Annotated in this window: 16 protein-coding genes; 7 read left to right on the top strand and 9 right to left on the bottom strand. The window is 70.9% G+C overall.

Annotated elements, in window-relative coordinates:
• Nucleotides 1–221: 221 nt before the first annotated feature.
• Nucleotides 222–2,492: a DEAD/DEAH box helicase gene (locus AC08OU_RS11955; protein ID WP_476599686.1), complete on the top strand. Its 2,271-nt coding sequence runs from the start codon at nt 222–224 to the stop codon at nt 2,490–2,492.
• A gap of 17 nt (nt 2,493–2,509) precedes the next feature.
• Here AC08OU_RS11955 and AC08OU_RS11950 read toward each other — a convergent pair whose 3' ends face one another.
• The 6 genes from AC08OU_RS11950 to AC08OU_RS11925 form a co-directional block, all read right to left on the bottom strand.
• On the bottom strand, nt 2,510–3,208 hold the full coding sequence (locus AC08OU_RS11950; RefSeq protein WP_462186658.1) for a succinate dehydrogenase iron-sulfur subunit: 699 nt from the start codon (nt 3,206–3,208) through the stop codon (nt 2,510–2,512).
• Entirely contained in the window at nt 3,208–4,962 is a 1,755-nt protein-coding gene (gene sdhA / locus AC08OU_RS11945) for a succinate dehydrogenase flavoprotein subunit (RefSeq protein ID WP_476599684.1), read from the bottom strand. Before sdhA ends, AC08OU_RS11950 begins: the two co-directional genes overlap by 1 nt.
• Before the next feature lie 48 nt (nt 4,963–5,010).
• Entirely contained in the window at nt 5,011–5,475 is a 465-nt protein-coding gene (locus tag AC08OU_RS11940) for a succinate dehydrogenase hydrophobic membrane anchor subunit (protein WP_462186660.1), read from the bottom strand.
• A complete protein-coding gene (gene sdhC, locus AC08OU_RS11935) occupies nt 5,475–5,870 on the bottom strand; it encodes a succinate dehydrogenase, cytochrome b556 subunit (RefSeq protein WP_462186661.1) in 396 nt (131 codons plus the stop codon). Before sdhC ends, AC08OU_RS11940 begins: the two co-directional genes overlap by 1 nt.
• A 250-nt stretch (nt 5,871–6,120) precedes the next feature.
• Nucleotides 6,121–8,145 (bottom strand): serine/threonine-protein kinase, encoded by a 2,025-nt coding sequence (locus AC08OU_RS11930; RefSeq protein WP_462186662.1) that lies wholly within the window; start codon nt 8,143–8,145, stop codon nt 6,121–6,123.
• 93 nt (nt 8,146–8,238) lie between these two features.
• A complete protein-coding gene (locus AC08OU_RS11925; RefSeq protein ID WP_476599682.1) occupies nt 8,239–10,113 on the bottom strand; it encodes a serine/threonine-protein kinase in 1,875 nt (624 codons plus the stop codon).
• Nucleotides 10,114–10,231: 118 nt separating this feature from the next.
• Here AC08OU_RS11925 and AC08OU_RS11920 point away from each other — a divergent pair, with 118 nt between their 5' ends.
• From AC08OU_RS11920 to AC08OU_RS11905, 4 genes are all read left to right on the top strand, one after another.
• Entirely contained in the window at nt 10,232–10,666 is a 435-nt protein-coding gene (locus AC08OU_RS11920) for a cytidine deaminase (protein WP_462186664.1), read from the top strand.
• Nucleotides 10,663–11,967: a thymidine phosphorylase gene (locus tag AC08OU_RS11915; RefSeq protein ID WP_476599680.1), complete on the top strand. Its 1,305-nt coding sequence runs from the start codon at nt 10,663–10,665 to the stop codon at nt 11,965–11,967. The genes AC08OU_RS11920 and AC08OU_RS11915 overlap by 4 nt, the downstream gene beginning before the upstream one ends.
• A gap of 87 nt (nt 11,968–12,054) precedes the next feature.
• Nucleotides 12,055–13,155, top strand: a complete 1,101-nt coding sequence (locus tag AC08OU_RS11910; protein ID WP_476599688.1) for an adenosine deaminase — start codon at nt 12,055–12,057, stop codon at nt 13,153–13,155.
• On the top strand, nt 13,155–13,760 hold the full coding sequence (locus AC08OU_RS11905; RefSeq protein WP_476599678.1) for a DNA-3-methyladenine glycosylase I: 606 nt from the start codon (nt 13,155–13,157) through the stop codon (nt 13,758–13,760). Before AC08OU_RS11910 ends, AC08OU_RS11905 begins: the two co-directional genes overlap by 1 nt.
• A gap of 51 nt (nt 13,761–13,811) precedes the next feature.
• On the opposite strand, the gene deoC is transcribed toward AC08OU_RS11905, so the two are convergent.
• Nucleotides 13,812–14,591 (bottom strand): deoxyribose-phosphate aldolase, encoded by a 780-nt coding sequence (deoC, locus tag AC08OU_RS11900; RefSeq protein WP_462186678.1) that lies wholly within the window; start codon nt 14,589–14,591, stop codon nt 13,812–13,814.
• 40 nt (nt 14,592–14,631) lie between these two features.
• On the opposite strand from deoC, the gene upp reads away from it, so the two are divergent.
• On the top strand, nt 14,632–15,270 hold the full coding sequence (upp, locus tag AC08OU_RS11895; RefSeq protein ID WP_476599676.1) for a uracil phosphoribosyltransferase: 639 nt from the start codon (nt 14,632–14,634) through the stop codon (nt 15,268–15,270).
• Here upp and AC08OU_RS11890 read toward each other — a convergent pair.
• On the bottom strand, nt 15,216–17,135 hold the full coding sequence (locus tag AC08OU_RS11890) for a phospho-sugar mutase (RefSeq protein ID WP_476599674.1): 1,920 nt from the start codon (nt 17,133–17,135) through the stop codon (nt 15,216–15,218). The genes upp and AC08OU_RS11890 overlap by 55 nt on opposite strands.
• Before the next feature lie 18 nt (nt 17,136–17,153).
• Nucleotides 17,154–17,966 (bottom strand): purine-nucleoside phosphorylase, encoded by an 813-nt coding sequence (locus AC08OU_RS11885; protein ID WP_476599672.1) that lies wholly within the window; start codon nt 17,964–17,966, stop codon nt 17,154–17,156.
• Nucleotides 17,967–18,005: 39 nt separating this feature from the next.
• On the opposite strand from AC08OU_RS11885, the gene AC08OU_RS11880 reads away from it, so the two are divergent.
• The gene (locus AC08OU_RS11880; protein WP_462186670.1) at nt 18,006–18,392 is read left to right on the top strand and encodes a hypothetical protein; all 387 of its coding nucleotides are present in this window, start codon (nt 18,006–18,008) and stop codon (nt 18,390–18,392) included.
• Nucleotides 18,393–18,394: the final 2 nt, after the last annotated feature.

Here is an 18,394-nt window from a genome sequence, read left to right as displayed (position 1 = left end):
CCCCGATAAACTTCCCAAACAGGCCCTAACATGCCGCAGTCGCTCCGCCTCGGGCCGTCGCGGCCGTACCCCGGTGGTGACCGTGCCCAGGCGGGGCCGGGTTCGCGGGTGTCGATCGCTGGGATGCTGCTGACCGCGGCCCACCACGCCGTCTCCGGTGCGGAAGCGGCTGTGACCTGGGGCGATCCGATCTTGTCGGTGGCGTCGGGTAGACACCTCTCATGGCAGCAGACGAGACGACCTCCGCGCTTCCGGTGGCTTCCGGCCCGGCGTCGCCGGTCGCGCATGCTCCGGACCCGGCGGACCCGGTGCCCGGTGGGCTGCGGGAGCGCGCGGAGGAGCTGCTGCGGGCGCTTGCCGGGCCGGCCGCGGCGCTGCGCGAGGACCAGTGGCAGGCCATCGACGCGCTCGTGACCCACCGGCGCCGGGTGCTGCTCGTCCAGCGCACCGGTTGGGGCAAGTCAGCGGTGTACTTCCTCGCCACGGCACTGCTCCGCGGTGCAGCGGGACGCGCTGCACCGACGGTGATCGTCTCCCCGTTGCTCGCGCTCATCCGCAACCAGGCGGCGGCCGCGGCGAGGCTGGGCATCCGCGCCGGCGAGATTCACTCCGGCAATGTGACCGAGTGGGACGAGGTCTACGCGGCGTTGCGGTCGGGCGAGCTCGACGTGCTGCTCGTCGGGCCGGAGCGGCTGAACAACCCGACCTTCCGGGACGACTACCTGCCCGAGCTCGCCGCTACCACCGGGTTGCTCGTCATCGACGAGGCGCACTGCATCTCCGACTGGGGGCACGACTTCCGGCCCGACTACCGGCGGCTGCGTACCCTCGTCGCCGGGCTGCGTCCGGGGGTCCCGGTGCTGGCCACGACGGCCACCGCCAACACCCGCGTGGTCGAGGACGTCAGTGAGCAGCTCGGAACCTCCGCTCCCGCCGGCCCAGCGTCCGCCGGGACGTTGGTGCTGCGCGGGAGTCTCGATCGGGAGAGCCTGCGGCTCGCGGTTGTGTCGCTGCCGCAGGCCGAGCACCGGTTCGGCTGGCTCGCCGACCATCTCGGCGAGCTGCCCGGATCGGGGATCGTCTACACGCTGACGAAGGCGGCGGCGGAGGAGCTGACCATCTTTCTGCGCGGTCAGGGTCATGCCGTCACCACGTATCACGGTGGCACCGAGGCGGCCGAGCGCATCGCCGCCGAGGAGGACCTGCTCGCGAACCGGGTCAAGGCACTGATCGCCACCAGCGCGCTCGGAATGGGCTTCGACAAGCCGGACCTCGGCTTCGTCGTCCACGTCGGGGCTCCGTCGTCGCCGATCTCCTACTATCAGCAGATCGGCCGGGCCGGCCGTGCGCTCGATACGGCCGAGGTCGTGCTCCTCCCGGCGGCTGAGGACCGGGACATCTGGCGCTACTTCGCGGACACCTCTTTTCCGCCGGAGCACGTCGTCCGCCGGGTGCTCGGAGTGCTCGCGGCCGCCGACCGGCCGCTGTCGACCCAGGCGTTGCTCGCGTCCGTCGACCTCGGCCCCAGCCGGCTTGACCAGATGCTGAAGGTTCTCGACACCGACGGGGCGGTCCGGCGGGTCAGGGGCGGCTGGGCGAGTACCGGTGAGCCCTGGTCGTACGACGAGGAGCGTTACCGGCGTGTCGCCGCGGCACGGTCTCGGGAACAGCAGGCGATGCTTGACTACATCGTGACGACCGGCTGCCGGATGGAGTTCCTGCGCCGGCAGCTTGACGATCCCCACGCGGCGGCCTGCGGGCGGTGTGACCGGTGCACCGGTCGGTCGTGGTCGTCCGCGGTCTCGGAGTTCTCGCGGACGCGGGCCCGGGATGAGCTGCACCGGGCGGGCGTCCCGGTCGAACCGCGGCGGATGTGGCCGACGGGGATGGGCCGGCTCGGGGTCGACCTGGCCGGGCGTATCCCGGCGTCGGCCGGTGCCGAGCCCGGGCGGGCGCTCGCCCGACTCGGCGATGTGGGCTGGGGAAACCGGCTGCGCCCGATGTTCACGCCTGCCACCCTCGCCGCGCCCGGCTCCGCTGTGCCCGGCTCCGCTGTGCCCGGTGCCCTCGACGGCCCGCTTCCCGGCGATCTCGTCGAGGCGGTGGTCGCGACGCTCGCCGGTTGGGGATGGCAGCGGCGGCCGGTGGCCGTCGTGTCGATCGCGTCCCGGAGCCGGCCCCGGCTCGTCGCGAGCCTCGCCGAGCGCATTGCCACCATCGGACGCCTGCCGCTGCTGGGGCAGCTCGACCGGGTCGCCGACGGGCCGCACACCGGGCAGGTGCACAACAGCGCGCACCGGCTCGCCGGCCTGTGGAATGCGTTCACCGTCTCCCCGGCCCTTGCCGCCGCCCTGGGCGAGCTCGGCGGTCCGGTGCTGCTCGTCGATGATCGGATCGTCACCGGCTGGACGATGACGGTCGCCGCTCGACTGCTCCGGCAGGCCGGAGCGCCGTCGGTGCTGCCGTTCGCGTTCGCGGTGGACACCGCATGACCGGCCGGGAGGAAGGCTCAGACGCGGCGGAACAACAGCGCCCGCTTGACTTCCTGGATGGCCTTGGTCACCTGGATGCCGCGTGGACAGGCGTCGGTGCAGTTGAAGGTGGTCCGGCAACGCCAGACCCCCTCGCGTTCGTTGAGGATCTCCAGGCGTTCGTCGGTACCGGAGTCACGGCTGTCGAAGATGAACCGGTGGGCCGCGACGATCGCCTGCGGGCCGAAGTAGTCGCCGTCGGTCCAGAACACCGGGCACGCGGTGGTGCACGCCGCGCACATGATGCACTTGGTCGTGTCGTCGAAGCGGGCCCGGTCCTCGGCGGACTGCAGCCGCTCGCGGGTCGGCTCGTGGTCGTCAGTGATCAGGTAGGGCTTCACCGCCCGGAACGCGTCGAAGAACGGTTCCATGTCGACGATGAGGTCCTTCTCCACCGGCAGACCTTTGATCGGCTCGATAGTGATCTCCGAGCCGAGGTCCTTCACCAGCACCTTGCAGGCGAGGCGGTTGGCGCCGTTGACCCGCATCGCATCCGAGCCGCACACCCCGTGCGCGCAGGACCGGCGGAAGGCGAGCGTCCCGTCGAGGTTCCACTTGACCCACATGATCGCGTCGAGCAGCCGGTCGCTCGGATCGAACGGCACCTGGTAGCTCTCCCAGTGCGCCTCGTCGACCGTCTCCGGGTCGTAGCGACGGATCTTGAGGGTGACTGTCATCAGTACTTGCGCTCCATCGGCTGGTAGCGGGTCATGACAACCGGCTTGTAGTCTAGGCGGATCTCCGCCTCCGGCGAGGCGGCCACCAGCGGCCCCGACCGGTAGGCCATCGTGTGGCGCATGAAGTTGACGTCGTCCCGGTTCGGGTAGTCCTCACGGGAGTGGCCCCCGCGGGACTCGTTGCGGGCCAGCGCCCCGACGACCAGGACCTCGGCGAGGTCCAGCAGGAAGCCGAGTTCCACCGCTTCGAGTAGTTCGGTGTTGTAGCGACGCCCCCGGTCGGACACGCCCACCCGCTGGTAACGCGTCTTGAGGCCGGAGATGTCGCTCAGCGCCTGCTTGAGCGTCGCCTCCGTCCGGTACACCGAGGCGTTGGCGTCCATCGACTCCTGCAGCTCGCGCCGGATCGCAGCCGCGTTCTCGGTTCCGGCGCCCGCGCGCAGGCGTCCGAGCAGGTCCTCGACGAACGACGCCGGGTTCTCCGGGAGGTCGGCGTGCCGTGCGGTCGCGTTCGCGTACTCGGCGGCGGCGATGCCGGCCCGCCGGCCGAATACGTTGATGTCGAGCAGCGAGTTGGTGCCCAACCGGTTCGCGCCATGCACGGACACACACGCCACCTCGCCGGCCGCGTACAGACCGGGCATGAGCGTGTCGTTGTCCGCGAGCACCTGCGCGTCCACGTTGGTCGGGATGCCGCCCATCGCGTAGTGCGCCGTCGGCTGGATCGGGATCGGGTCGTTGTACGGTTCGATGCCGAGATAGGTCCGGGCGAACTCGGTGATGTCGGGCAGCTTCGCGTCGAGTTGCTCCGGCGGCAGGTGGGTGAGGTCGAGGTAGACGTGGTCGGCGTCCGGGCCGCAGCCGCGGCCGGCACGGATCTCGGTGTAGATGGCGCGAGCCACCATGTCGCGTGGCGCAAGGTCCTTGATGGTCGGGGCGTAGCGATCCATGAAGCGTTCGCCGTCCTTGTTGCGTAGGATTCCGCCCTCGCCGCGGGCACCCTCGGTGAGCAGAATCCCCATCTTCCAGATGCCGGTCGGATGAAACTGGAAGAACTCCATGTCCTCCAGCGGGATGCCCCGCCGGAACGCCAGACCCATTCCGTCACCGGTCAGCATGTGCGCGTTGGAGGTGACCTTGAAGACCTTGCCGAAACCGCCGGTGGCGAACACCACCGACTTGGCCTGGAAGACGTGGATCTCTCCGGTCTTCAGCTCGTAGGCGACCACCCCGGCCGCCGCGCCCTCCTGCAGCAGCAGGTCGAGGACGTAGAACTCGTTGAAGAACTCGATGTCGTGCTTGACGCACTGCTGGTACAGCGTCTGCAGGATCATGTGCCCGGTGCGGTCCGCCGCGTAGCAGGAGCGGCGCACCGGGGCCTTGCCGTGGTCGCGGGTATGGCCGCCGAACCGGCGCTGGTCGATGCGACCCTCGGGTGTCCGGTTGAACGGCAGCCCCATTTTCTCCAGGTCGAGGACAGCGTCGATGGCCTCCTTCGCCATGATCTCCGCGGCGTCCTGGTCGACCAGGTAGTCACCGCCCTTGATCGTGTCGAAGGTGTGCCACTCCCAGTTGTCCTCCTCGACGTTGGCCAGGGCGGCACACATGCCGCCCTGCGCCGCGCCGGTGTGCGAGCGGGTGGGATAGAGCTTGGTGAGCACGGCGGTCCGGCAGCGGGTGCCCGCCTCGATGGCGGCACGCATGCCGGCTCCGCCCGCACCGACGATGACTGCGTCGTACCTGTGGACCTGCACGCCTACCTCCATCCGTCCGATGCTGGGGTCACGAGATCACCGGCGCGTTCAGATATCGGGATCGAAGGTGAAGATGACCAGGGTGCCGAGGGCGACGACCAGGAACGCCGAGGTATAGAGCAGCGTCTTCAGCCAGAACCGGGTCTGGGGCCGCCCGGCGTAGTCGTTGATGATCGTGCGCAGGCCGTTGGTGCCGTGCAGCTCCGCCAGGAGCAGCATCACCAGGTCCCAGGTGCGCCAGAACGGTGACGCCCAGCGGCCGGCGACGAACCCGAAGTTCACCCGCTGCACACCGCCGTCGAGGATGTTCATGATGAACAGGTGACCGAGCACCAGAAAGAACAACAGCAGGCCGCTGACCCGCATGAACACCCAGGCGTAGAGCTCGAAGTTGGTGCGCGCCTTGGCGCTGCCCGGCTTCCCCCGCCGGCGGGAGAGCCCGGGGGCGCGGGGCGCGACGAGTTCCGGCGCGCGCGGGCCCGCCGGGCCACCGGGGGGAGCGGTTGCCGTCATCAGGTCGTGCTCCCGAACAGCGTCTCGAAGGTGTGCAGCAGCATTCGGGAGGCGGCCGGAACCAGCAGCACGACGAAGATGACGAGCTCGACGTACAGCATCTGCTTCTGGTACCTCGGGCCGGACTCCCAGAAGTCGATCAACATGATCCGGATGCCGTTGAGGGCGTGGTACAGCACCGCCGCGACCAGGCCGACCTCGAGCAGGTTGACGACCGGGTTCTTGTAGACCTCGATCACCTCGTTGTACGACGTGGGGGAGACCCGGACGAGAGCGGTGTCGAGCACGTGGGCGAAGAGGAAGAAGAAGACCAGGACACCGGTGATCCGGTGGGCCACCCAGGACCACATACCCTCTCGACCGCGGTACAGCGTGCCCGCTGGTGCCTTCGGCAATGAAAGCTCCTCCGGATCGGCCCAGCCGATGGGCCGGAAAGGTCATGTCTGGGGGCGCTAGGGCGCCCCGACGCATCGTCGAGACGATGGTGCATCTCACCCAGATGCTAGTGCCGGGCCTGGTGGAGGGCATGTTCGGGCCGGGCGCGTCCGGGTGAACTCGGCCACAGGCGCACTGGGACGCCCCACCCCCGGGTTCCGGTGCCATTCGGTGCCGGCCCGCTCCCCGAGCCGTCCCTCGACCGGGTCGTCAGGGTACGAGGGTGGTGGTTTCGGTCGGCGCCGGTGCCGTCGTCGGAACGACGGGCGGCGTCGTGACCCCCGGAGAGGCCGATGCCGTCCGGCTCGGCGAGGGGGTGACCCGGTCGGGTGGTGTCTGGGTCGGTGGCGGGGAGGTCTGAACCCGGGTGCTCGGCTGGGGGGTCGGGGTGGGCGTCTCCGTTGTCGGCGTCGTCGTTGGGGTCGCAGACGACGACGGCCGGGGGCGGTAGGTGTAGCGCGGGGAGTCCGGGGCGACGACCTCAGACGTGGTGGATCGTGAGGTCACGGCCGGGGGGGAGGAAGCGATGGTCGCGATGGGCGGTGGCGTGGTCTGCTGCGCGGTGACATCGTTCGGCTCGGGGGTCGAGCCGCCGGAGGTCAGTCCGACAGTCAGGGCGATGGCCGCGCCCATCACGAGCATGGCCGCTCCGGCCACGACCGCGATCGTCCGCTGTCGACGCCGCTGGGGGTCGCCCGGTCCGTGACCGTGCCCGTCGCGGCGGGGAGGCTCGGCGCGGCGCCGGGCCTCGCCGAGGGGCAACAGTCCGGCGGCGTGATTGTCGTCGTCGAACAGATCCAGGTCGGAGGTCGCCGACACGGGGGTGGCCGCGCCGATGCGGGTCACGTCGTCGTCCACCGGAGACCCCGCCACGCTGTTGAGCCCGATGCTGGTCGGCGCGTCGTGGTCGGGCTCGGGCCGCGTCCGGCCAGGCGGTGCTGCGCGGTTCTGCGGGGTGGTCCGGTCCGGCGGGATCACGTGGTTCGATGGGCCGGTGCGGCCGGGTTCCCCACGACCGGTGCGCGATTCGGCAGCGCCCGCAGCCGCCACGGCGGTCCCGTCAAGGGGGTTGAGTAGGGGATCCACAGTGACGTCGCGGTCAGCGGGGACGGGCGGCGCGGCGGCGGACGCCGAGCGGTTCGTCGGGCGCGGGACAGCCCCCTGGTCTCCCACGGCCGCCGGAGCCGCCTCGCCCGCCTGGACTCCCGCGGTCCCGGCGACACCGCCGCCCGACCCCGGCCGGGAATCTGCGGCCGGTCCGGCGCCTGCTGCCGGCTCGGCCGGGTCGTCGAGGTTCTCCAGGCCGACGTCGACGGAACTCGCGTCCGTCTCCTCGCCAGTCCGAGGACGGGCGTGCATGACCGAAGCCGGTACCGGATTCGCATTGCGCGCGATCGGGATCAGCCGCCGGCGGATCTCCGTCACGTCGGGCCGCTCCTCGGCCGGCCGGTCCATCAGGTCACTGAGCAGGTTGCGCAACGGGCCGGCTAGCCGGAAGGCCCGCCGGCGGCCCTCGACCACGGCGGTCAGTACGGCGTAGGTCTCCGGGCCCTCGAACGGCGGCTGGCCCTCGACAGCCGAGTACAGCGTCGCGCCGAGCCCCCACAGGTCGCTCGCGGGAGTGCCGGAGGAGCCCCGGACCCGCTCGGGAGCGATGTAGGCCGGGGAGCCGACCAGGGCCCCAGCGCCGGTCAGGGTCACGTCGCCCTCGGTCGCGGCGATGCCGAAGTCGGTGAGCCGCACCCGGCCGTCCCGCCCGAGCAGGACGTTCCCGGGCTTGACGTCGCGGTGGAGCACGCCCGCCGAATGGGCCGCGGCGAGCGCGTCGGTCAGCGCCAGCCCGATCGCGGCGACCTGGTCGAAGGGCAGCGGGCCCTGGTTGCGGATCACATCGCCGAGGCTGTCCGCGTCGACGAGTTCCATGATGATCCAGTGCCGCTGATGTTCCTCGACCACGTCGTACACCGAGACGATGGCGGGACTGTGCAGCCTGGCCAGGGCACGGGCCTCGCGAAGAACCCGGGCCCGGATCGCGTCGCGCTCGTTCTGCGCGCCGGCCATCGGCACGAGGATCTCTTTGATGGCGACCGGGCGCTGGAGTAGTTCGTCCTCACCGCGCCAGACGACACCGGCTCCACCACGCCCGATGGGCGTGTCGAGCCGGTAGCGCTGCGCTACGTAGCGAGGTGTGCCGTGCCGGGAGGTGTCCGGGGGCACACTTGCCGATTTAGCCATCGTGTCAAGTCTGACGGATGGACTGATGCGCGCGCCGGACGGCCCGCATCTTTCCGAACACTACGGGCACCGCAAATCCGTCGATGGCCGACATCACGGACCGGGCCGGAAGGTGGCGAACAGCTGGCGCATCAACAGTTGATCTTGCAGCCACAGATCCTCCCTGGTATGCCAGTACAGGGCATACCCGTGGCCGTTGCGAATCGCACCCCGGTTGAGCACATGCACCATGACCCCGTCCGACCCGCGGTACCCGAACTCCCAGCCGGCCTGGTTGGTGCCATCCCCACCATCGCTGGGAGCCAGCCGTATCTGCCGATAATCCCGCACGCTCTGCCGGAAGCCGGCCTCGTTGCGTCGCCAGTCGCCGATGGCAGAGGTGTTTGCTTGCCTGACGCTACCGACACGTAGGAAGGACCGGGCAGCCGGGTCCACGAAGTCGACGTTTCCGGGTCCGCCGGGCCCCTCGCGGCGCTGCCAGTCCGAGGGGTACGCCACGGACCAGCCGGCGGTGGGATCGACGTAGGACACCCAGCCAGGCGGGCCCGTGACCGGGGTGGTTTCCCGAGCGACGGGCTCCCCGGCCGCCGCCGGGCCCGCCGGGGCCGACCCGCCGGCTCCGGTCGGCGACGAGATGCCGCCGGTCTGGTTGGTCGAGGTGCCGCGGCTCTTGTCGTCCGGGCCACCTGTCACCACGATCACGATGCCGATGATCGCGGCGGCGACCAGTGCCACGAGCGTCGCCACGGCGATGGTCACGCGACGCCGATCCCCGGCGTCGGGGTCGCGTGGCGGACCTCCCGCCGGCTCGATTCCCGCCGGCCTGTCGGGCGCCGGCCGCAGCCGGGCGGTCGACGGCGGGGAGGCCGGTGAGGCGGTGGCGAAGAGATTAGCCAGTTCGACGTCGCCGCCGGTGAAACCGTTGCCGTGCCCTCGGCCGATGAGCCGGGCCCGGGCCGGGATTCCGCCCAGGGCACGCATCCGGTCGATCGAGTGGATGCGCTCCAACGGCCCGGTGGGACGGGACCGAGGTGTCCGCGACGGCGTGGCCTCCTGACGCGTCTCGGTGTCCTGGCGGGCTCCGGTGTTCTGCTGAGCTGCGGCGTGCTGGCGGACCGCATCTCGTTCGACTATCTCGCGCAGTCGCCCGCGTACGACGGTGAGCGGTGGTCGGCTCGCCTCGTGCGGGGCCATCAGGTCGTCGATCACCGGTATAAGTGGTCCGGCCAGCCGGAAGGGCTGGCGTCGTCCCTGAACCAGGGCGGTGAGCACCGAAATCGGGTCACCGCCGGAGAAGGGCGGGTAGCCTTCGACGGTGGTGAACAGCGTGGCGCCCAGTCCCCACCGGTCACCCGCGGCGCTGCCGGCATCGCCACGGGCGCGTTCCGGCGGCAGGTAGGCGGGGGAGCCCATCACCATCCCAGTGCTGGTGAGCCGGGGATCCCCCTGGCTGACCGCGATGCCGAAGTCGGTCAGCCGGGCCCGGCCGTCCGCGGTCACCAGCACGTTGCTCGGCTTGACGTCGCGGTGCACCACGCCGAGCCGGTGCGCGGCCTCCAGGGCGTAGGCGAGGCTGATACCGATCCGGCACGTCTCCTCGACCGGCAGCGGTCCGCGATCGTTGATGATCGTGGCGAGGGACTGGCCGTCAACGTATTCCATGATGATCCAGGGCAGCTCGCCGTCGTCGATGACGTCGAGGACTGCGACGGCACCGGGATGATGCAGCCGACCGGCGGCGCGCGCCTCGCGTAGGACCCGCTCGCGGGTCAGGTCGCGTTCGTCCGCGTTCTCCCCGAGCGGCAGCCGTACTTCCTTGATTGCAACCACGCGCTGGAGCAGCTCGTCGGTGGCCCGGTGCACGACGCCGAATCCGCCGCGTCCGATGACCCCGTCGAGCCGGTACCGTCCCCCGACGAGGGCCACCGCTCTGGCCGAACCCGGATTGTCCGGGGACTCGCCTGCCATCCCGTGGTCCCTTCCGATCGCCGGTGGGGCTCGCATCCATGGGATCACATCGTGGCCGGACCGGGGGTCGGGCATGCTGGCGACAGCGACCGAACGGACCACGGACCTGGGGTGCAGTGTGAACGATAAAGACTGGGAGCGGTTGCGGAACGCCGCTGTCCGTGTCGCACAGAGCGCCTACGCGCCCTACTCGGGTCTGCGGGTGGGTGCTGCTGCACTGGTCGTGGATCTGCCGGACGCCGCCGGGCGTACCACCGGTGACGACCCGTGGATCGTCGTCGGCTGCAATGTCGAGAACGCGTCCTACGGCCTCGGACTGTGCGCCGAATGCGGTCTCGTCTCGGCGCTGCACGCCAGAGGCGGTGGTCGGCTGCTGGCGTTCGCCTGCGTCGACTCCGACGGTGCGCCGTTGGCGCCCTGCGGACGGTGCCGCCAGCTGCTCTACGAGCACGGCGGGCCGGATCTGCTCGTCGCCACGGGCGACGGCGTGCGCACCATCGCGGACCTGCTCCCCGCAGCGTTCGGACCGCACGATCTACCGGGTGTCGCGTGAGCGGGAGCTTCGACGTCGTCGATCTGATCCGGGCCAAGCGGGACGGTCGACCCGTCGATCTCCGGGCCGTCGACTGGCTCATTGACGCCTACACCCGGGGTCTGGTCGCCGACGAGCAGATGTCGGCGTACCTGATGGCGGTGGTGTGGCGCGGGATGGCTCCCGCCGAGCTGGACCGCTGGACCGCCGCAATGATCGACAGTGGGGAGCGCCTGGACCTGACCGGCGTGGGACGTCCCACCGTCGACAAACACTCCACCGGAGGGGTCGGCGACAAGGTCTCGCTCGTGCTGGTGCCGCTGGTCGCCGCCTGTGGGGCCGCGGTCCCACAGCTCGCCGGGCGGGGGCTCGGTCACACCGGTGGAACGCTGGACAAGATGGAGGCGATCCCCGGCTGGCGGGCGGATCTGTCGGCCGCCCGGATGCGTGAGCTCCTCGCCGAGGTGGGTGCGGTGATCTGTGCCGCGGGTGCCGGCCTCGCTCCGGCCGACCGCCGGCTCTACGCGCTGCGGGACGTCACCGGAACCGTCGAGTCGATCCCGCTCATCGCATCGTCGATCATGAGTAAGAAGATCGCCGAGGGCACGTCGGCGCTGGTCCTGGACGTCAAGGTCGGCTCTGGGGCCTTCATGACGTTGGTGGGCGAGGCCCGTGAACTCGCCCGGGCGATGGTCCGGATCGGCGTTGCCGCCGGGGTCCGCACCGAGGCCCTGCTGACCGGGATGGACCACCCCCTCGGCCGGACCGCCGGGCACGCGCTGGAGGTGGCCGAGGCCGTGGAGACCCTCCGTGGTGGTGGGCCGGCGGATCTGGTGGAGGTCACCGTCGCGCTGGCCAGAGCGATGATCGACCTCGTCGCCGCCGAGCTCGGCCACCGGTCCGGCGCTCTCCATGATCCCGCGCAGGTGCTGGCTGCCGGGGACGCTTTTGCGGTGTGGCGGGCGATGGTCGCGGCCCAGGGCGGCGATCCGGACGCGCCGCTTCCGGCGGCGAGCCATGTCGAGACCGTCCCCGCGCCGGCGACCGGCTATCTCCACCGCCTGGACGCCCGAGCGGTCGGCGTGGCGGCTTGGCGGCTTGGCGCGGGCCGGGCCCGCAAGGAGGACGCGGTCTCCGCGACGGCGGGCGTGCGGTGGCGGGTGGGAATCGGTGCCCCGGTCACGGCCGGCGAGCCGCTGCTGGAACTGCACACCGACGACCCGGCCAGCGTCGAGCGGGCCCGGGAGGCCCTGACGGGAGCGGTGGAGGTCGCCGCGACGCCGCCCCCGAGCACACCGCTCGTCCTCGATCACCTCAGCTGAACCGGTCCCGGCAGTCCGGGTCGTCATCGTGCCGTCGCTGTTCTGTCGTACCCGTGGCCTACCGTCGAGACGATGACGGAGGACATGATGACGAACGACGCACGGCCCCCGACGATCACGGTTGAGGACATCCGCCGGGTGCCGAAGGTACTGCTTCATGACCATCTTGACGGCGGGCTCCGGCCGGCCACGGTGGTCGAGCTCGCCGACGAGACCGGTTACCGCGATCTGCCGACCACGGACGTCCACACCCTGAGCACGTGGTTTCGTGGCGGCGCGCATAGCGGCTCGCTCGTCCGCTACCTGGAGACGTTCCGGCACACGGTGGGGGTGATGCAGACCCAGGAGGCCATCATGCGGGTGGCGCGGGAGTGCGCGGAGGATCTTGCGGCCGACGGCGTCGTCTACGCCGAGGTGCGGTTCGCCCCCGAGCTGCACGTCGAGCGCGGGCTGTCCCTGGACGCGGTGGTCGAGGCCGTGCTTGACGGGTTCCGGGCCGGTTCGGCCGGCACACCGCTGCACCTTCGCGCCCTGCTCACCGCGATGCGCCATCAGGCCCGCTCACTGGAGATCGCGGAGCTCGTGGTCCGGTGGCGCGATGCCGGCGTGGTCGGGTTCGACATCGCGGGCGCCGAGGCGGGCAATCCGCCCACCCGTCACCTGGACGCCTTCCAGTACATCCAGCGGGCGAACGGCCACTTCACGATCCATGCAGGCGAGGCGTTCGGCCTGCCGTCGATCTGGGAGGCCGTGCAGTGGTGCAACGCCGATCGGCTGGGGCACGGAGTGCGCATCGTCGATGACATCACGGTCGATCCGGACGGTAAGGCGATCCTCGGTGATCTCGCGAACTACGTGCGCGACGTCCGGGTGCCGCTGGAGATGTGTCCCTCGTCGAACGTGCACACCGGAGCCGCGCCGAGCATCGAGCGGCACCCCATCGGGCTGCTTCGCCGGCTGCAGTTCCGGGTCACGGTCAACACGGACAACAGGCTGATGAGCGGCGTGTCGCTGTCGAGTGAGTTCGCGACCCTCGTGGACGTCAACGGCTACGGCTGGTCCGACATCCGCTGGCTCACCCTCAACGCGATGAAGTCCGCCTTCCTGCCCTTCGACCGGCGGCTCGATTTCATCAACAACGTCATCAAGCCGGGCTATGCGGAGCTTGTCTCCGCGGAGTCAGCCTGATGAGCGGTGGGCCGGTGAGGCCCGCCTCGGATGCCGTGGTGGGAGCCGATGGTTGCCTGCGATGCCCGTGGGGTCTGTCCGCGCCGGAGTACGTCGCCTACCACGACGACGAGTGGGGGCGTCCGGTCAGGGACACGGTCGGTCTGTTCGAGCGGCTGACTCTGGAGGCGTTCCAGTCTGGCCTGTCGTGGTTGACGATCCTGCGCAAGCGGCCGGCGTTCCGGGCGGCGTTCGCCGGATTCGACCCGGCCGCCGTGGCCGCGTTCGGTTCCGCGGATGTCGACCGGCTGCTCGCCGACGCCGGCATCGTTCGAAACCGCCGCAAGATCGAGGCGACGATCGCCAATGCCCGCGCCGTCCTTACGCTGGACCGTCCCCTCGAGGATCTGATCTGGTCGTTCCAGCCGGAGCCGATGGGGCGGGTGGCGCCGGCCACCCTCGCCGACGTGCCGGCGAAGACCCCCGAGTCGGTGGCGCTCGCCAAGGGGCTGCGCGCGGCCGGGTTCGTCTTCGTCGGTCCGACCACCGCCTATGCCCTGATGCAGGCCTGCGGGCTCGTTGATGATTATCTGTCTGGCTGCTGGGTGGCGGGGCGCGTGGGCTAGCCGTCAGATCTCGGCTGTGGCCGTCGGCGGCGGATCATCCGGGGAAGCCGGTCACCTGGGAAAGCCGGCGAGCACATCCGCGGAGGCGGACAGTCCGAGCCGGGTCGCGCCGGCCTCGATCATCTCGATCGCCTTCTCGGCGGTGCGGATGCCGCCCGAGGCTTTGATACCGAGCCGGCCACCCACGGCCGCCGCCATCGCCCGCACTGCGCGCACGCTGGCCCCGCCTGCCGGGTGGAAACCGGTGGAGGTCTTGACGAACTCGGCGCCGCCGGCCTCCGCTGCCCGGCAGGCGGCGACGATGCTCTCGTCCGGCAGCAGGGCCGTCTCCAGGATGACCTTGAGCACGACGTCCGGCGGCACCGACAGCCGGACCTCGGTGATTTCGGTCTCGATCGCTCGCCAGTTCTCGTCCATCGCGTTGGCGATGTCGATGACCATGTCGATCTCCGTGGCGCCGTCCGCGACCGCCCGCCGCGCCTCCTCGGCCTTGATGACGGTCAGGTGCGTGCCGTGCGGAAAGCCGATGACGGAGGCGACGCCGAAGGCCGGCCCGACCTCACCGCCGTCCCGTCGGGTACTCGCGGCGGCCAGGTAGACATGGGTCGGCGCCACACAGACGGCACCGACACCCAGCTTGGCAGCTTCCCCGCACAGCGCGAGTATCTCCTCGCCGGTGGCGGACGGCTGTAGCAGTGTGTGGTCGACTATCCGGGCCACCTCGGCGCGCCGCAGCGTGGGGCGAGCGCCGGCGGCCGGTCGGGAGGGGCACTTCTCGGGTTCCTCGCCGGGACGGTCCGATCCGGCCGGAGCCGTTGTCATACGTTGCATCATTGCCGATCGCCCGGCTTCGCGTACGAGGTGTCCTTCCGTGCAGCTGCACATCGTCGACCATCCCCTCGCGGCCTCGTCGCTGACCGTCCTGCGGGACGAGCGCACGCCCCGGTCCCGGTTCCGGCCCGTCCTGTACGACCTGGCGATGATGCTCGTGTACGAGGCGACCCGTACGCTGCCGACGATGCCGGTCACCGTCACGACTCCGCTGGCCACGACCTCCGGGGTGCGGTTGGCCGCGGAACCGGTCGTCGTCCCGGTGCTGCGGGCCGGGCTCGGCATGCTGCCGGCGGCGCTCAACCTGCTTCCCGACGCCCACACCGCGTTCATCGGGCTCTCCCGCGACGAGACGACCTTCGAACCCACGGCCTACCTGGAGGCGATCCCCACCGATCTGGCCGGCCGCCCGGTGCTGCTGCTCGACCCGATGCTCGCCACCGGCGGTTCGGCCCTGCACTGCCTGCGGCTGCTCGCCGACCGCGGGGCGCGGGGCGTCACCGTGGTCTCCGTGGTGGCAGCACCGGAGGGCCTTGCGGCGCTGGAATCCGGTGGCCCTGCGGTCGGCACGGCCGACCTGACCGTTGTGACCGCCGTGGTCGACGAGAGATTGAACGAGACGGCCTATATTGTGCCCGGGCTCGGCGACGCGGGTGATCGGATCTTCGGCGAGATGTGATCTCCGTCGCGTCCGTCGAGCAGATTGCCCGCGGCCGTGTGCAGGTGGAGCAGGCGTGCCGCGGCCTGGTCCCGAGCCGCGGGCACCGCGTCGACGGCATGCCCCGGCACCGGCTCCACGGTCTCGAGGTACACCTTTAGTTTGGGTTCGGTCCCGCTCGGGCGGAAGATCACCCGATCCTCGTCGAGGAACAGCATGAGCACGTCGGCGGGTGGCAGGACCGGATGCGCCGCGTCGGCACGGTCCATGGGGCCGGCACGCTCCATGGGGCGTGCGGGTCGAGGGGGGATCCCCCCCGCCGGTGCGTTCCCGTCCCGCCCGCCGGCCAGCAGGTCACGGACTCCGGTGACGGGACGCCCGGCGAGGCTGGTCGGCGGCTGGACCCGCAGGCGGTGCATCATCTCGTCGATCTGGGTGACGTCGTCGAAGCGCGCCGAGTGTTGCCCCGCGAGATGGACACCGAGTCGTGCGGACAACTCGTCGAGCAGGCCTGGCAGGGTCCGACCTCGTCGCTTCGCCCGCGCGGCGATCAGAGCGATGGCGAGGGCGGCGGTGATGCCGTCCTTGTCGCGGACCAGATCCGGGGCGACGGCGTATCCGAGTGCCTCCTCGTAGCCGAAGACCAGCCGCGCGTCCGCACGCATGATCCACTTGAAGCCGGTCAGCGTCTCGGCGTAAGGAACCCCGACCTCGGCGGCCAGCGCACGCAGACCGGAGGAGCTGACGATGGTGGTCGTTACCGGACCGGGGCGGGAGCGCAGGACATGATCGGCGAGAAGCAGACCGACCTCGTCACCGCTGAGTACCCGCCCTCCGACGGCGACGGCGCACCGGTCGGCGTCGGGATCGTTGGCGAGTACCAGATCGGCGTCGATGCGCTCGCCGAGCGCCAGAACCCGGTCCATCGCCCCCGCCTCCTCGGGGTTCGGCCACTGGACTGTCGGAAACTCCGGATCGGGTTCGGCCTGCTCGTGGACGACATCGGGTGCGGCGAGACCCGCGGCGGTGAACACGGCGCTGAGAACGGCTGCGCCGACACCGTGCAACGGGGTGTACGCAACGGTCAGGGTCGTCGCGTCCGTGGTCACGTCCGTGGTCACGTCTGTGCGTAGGTCGGTGGCTGTGGCTGCCCGGCCGGCGGTGGCCGCCGCGTGTATGTAGTCGTCGACGACATCCGCATCGAGCCTCCGCCAGGTCTCGGCGAGTGGGATCGCCCGGGCGGGGCCGGCAGCCGCGATCATTCCTTCGATCTCACTGTCCGCCGGAGCCACGAGCTGCGCCCCCCGCGCGGCGCCCGAGGAAGCATCACCCAGGTAGACCTTATAGCCGTTGTCGGTGGCCGGATTGTGGCTGGCCGTGACCATCACGCCGGCGTCCGCGCCCAGCCTGCGCACGGCGAAGGCCAGCACCGGAGTGGGCACCGGCCCGGGGAGTACCAGCGCCCGCAGTCCGGCACCGGCGAACACCCGGGCGCTGTCGAGGGCGAACGCCTCGCTGCGATGCCGGGCGTCGTAGCCGACGACGACGGTCGCCGTCGAGGAACTCGGTGCCGCCTGTGCTGGTGGTGTCGCCCTGCTCGTGAGCCAGGTGGCGAGTCCGGCGGCGGCGCGGCGCACCACGGCGGTGTTCATGCCGGCTGGACCGGCGCGCAGTGGCCCGCGCAACCCGGCTGTGCCGAACCGCAGCGGTCCGTGGAAACGTGTGGCCAGCTCCGCGAGCAGCGTGGCATCGTGACCCGCGCCGTCGCGCAGCCGGGCCAGTTCGGCCTGGTCGGCGGGATCCGGATCATCGGCCAGCCAGGCCTCGACCTGCTCGGCGAGTGGGCTGGGCAGGGACGTCGGGCCTGGTCGGGACGAGGACGGCATCGCGATTGCGCCGTGGTCCTACAGCCGGGTGACGATGTCGGCGAGCAGGATACCCATGCGTTCCGCGGCGGCAGCTCCCGTGGCCAGCACCTCGAGATGATCTAGCGGCTCGCCGCTCATCCCCGCTGCGAGGTTGGTGACCAGGGACAGGGCCAGCACCTCCGCTCCGGCGGCCCGCGCCGCGATCGTCTCGTGCACGGTCGACATGCCGACCAGGTCGGCTCCCAGGAGCCGCAGCATGCGGATCTCTGCGGGTGTCTCGAAGTGCGGACCGGGCAGTCCCGCATACACTCCTTCGGCCAGGGTGGGATCGACCTCGCGGGCAAGCGCCCGTAGCCGGGGGGAATAGGCGTCGGTCAGGTCGGTGAACGCCGGACCGACCAGGGGTGAGCGGCCGGTCAGGTTCAGGTGGTCGGCGACCAGGACGGGCTGGCCGACGTACATGTCCGCGCGCAGACCGCCGGCGGCGTTCGTCAGTATGACGGTCGACGCGCCGGCCGCACAGGCCAGGCGGACCGCGTGGACCACCCGGGACAGGTCATGGCCCTCGTAGGGATGTACGCGGCCCAGATAGATCAACAGGCGGCGGTCGCCGAGCTGGACGGAGCGTGCGGTCGGCTTGTGCCCGGGAACGTCGGTGTTGGATGGGAAGCCGCCGAGTTGGGTAAACGTGACCTCGGTGACGTCGGTCGCCTGCCGGGACAGTACATCGCCGGCCGGGGGCCAGCCCGATCCCAGCACGATCGCGATGTCGTGCCGGTCGGCTCCGGTCAGCTCGGCCAGGGTGGCGGCCGAGGCCGCCGCGTTCGGTTCGTCCGCCTGTGCCCTCACCCGGCGACTGTACGGGGTGCGTGGAGGACACTGACGCCCGTGCCCCTGATACCGTCCCATCGTCGTCTCCCGGCAGTGCCCTTGGAGTCCGGCGAGTTCATCGAGGTCGTGCTGCGCGGTCGGCTCACCGACCCGAGCGGGCCCGGACGGTTCACGGCGAAGGTCGAATCCTTCGTCGGACACCGGTTCGGGGCCTCGCGCTGGATCATGCTGACCGATCGGCGGCTGCTGGTCCTCGCCCCCTTCCCGCGGGAGGGCGACTGGTTCGACGTCGTCTTCGACCGTCGTGAGGTGACGGCGTCCCGAGGCGTCAAGCACGGAGATGTGATCACCGTCGAGCTCACCACTCCCCGCGGCCGTCAGGTCCTGCGCATCTCGGCCCGGCTACGCGGGGAGGCGGGCCGTTTCATCCGCGCGCTGCGCTAGGG

The organism is Frankia sp. CcMO1 (assembly GCF_977945845.1).
Note: the sequence above shows the minus strand (reverse complement) of the source record. Positions and strands in the feature narration are given on the sequence as shown.

Excerpts from the sequence above, each read along its gene's own strand:
- AC08OU_RS11955 (WP_476599686.1), top strand. The coding sequence starts at position 222 with ATGGCAGCAGACGAGACGACCTCCGCGCTTCCGGTGGCTTCCGGCCCG.
- AC08OU_RS11950 (WP_462186658.1), bottom strand. The coding sequence starts at position 3,208 with ATGACAGTCACCCTCAAGATCCGTCGCTACGACCCGGAGACGGTCGAC.
- AC08OU_RS11940 (WP_462186660.1), bottom strand. The coding sequence starts at position 5,475 with ATGACGGCAACCGCTCCCCCCGGTGGCCCGGCGGGCCCGCGCGCGCCG.
- AC08OU_RS11930 (WP_462186662.1), bottom strand. The coding sequence starts at position 8,145 with ATGGCTAAATCGGCAAGTGTGCCCCCGGACACCTCCCGGCACGGCACA.
- AC08OU_RS11925 (WP_476599682.1), bottom strand. The coding sequence starts at position 10,113 with ATGGCAGGCGAGTCCCCGGACAATCCGGGTTCGGCCAGAGCGGTGGCC.
- AC08OU_RS11910 (WP_476599688.1), top strand. The coding sequence starts at position 12,055 with ATGACGAACGACGCACGGCCCCCGACGATCACGGTTGAGGACATCCGC.
- AC08OU_RS11905 (WP_476599678.1), top strand. The coding sequence starts at position 13,155 with ATGAGCGGTGGGCCGGTGAGGCCCGCCTCGGATGCCGTGGTGGGAGCC.
- deoC (WP_462186678.1), bottom strand. The coding sequence starts at position 14,591 with ATGCAACGTATGACAACGGCTCCGGCCGGATCGGACCGTCCCGGCGAG.
- AC08OU_RS11890 (WP_476599674.1), bottom strand. The coding sequence starts at position 17,135 with ATGCCGTCCTCGTCCCGACCAGGCCCGACGTCCCTGCCCAGCCCACTC.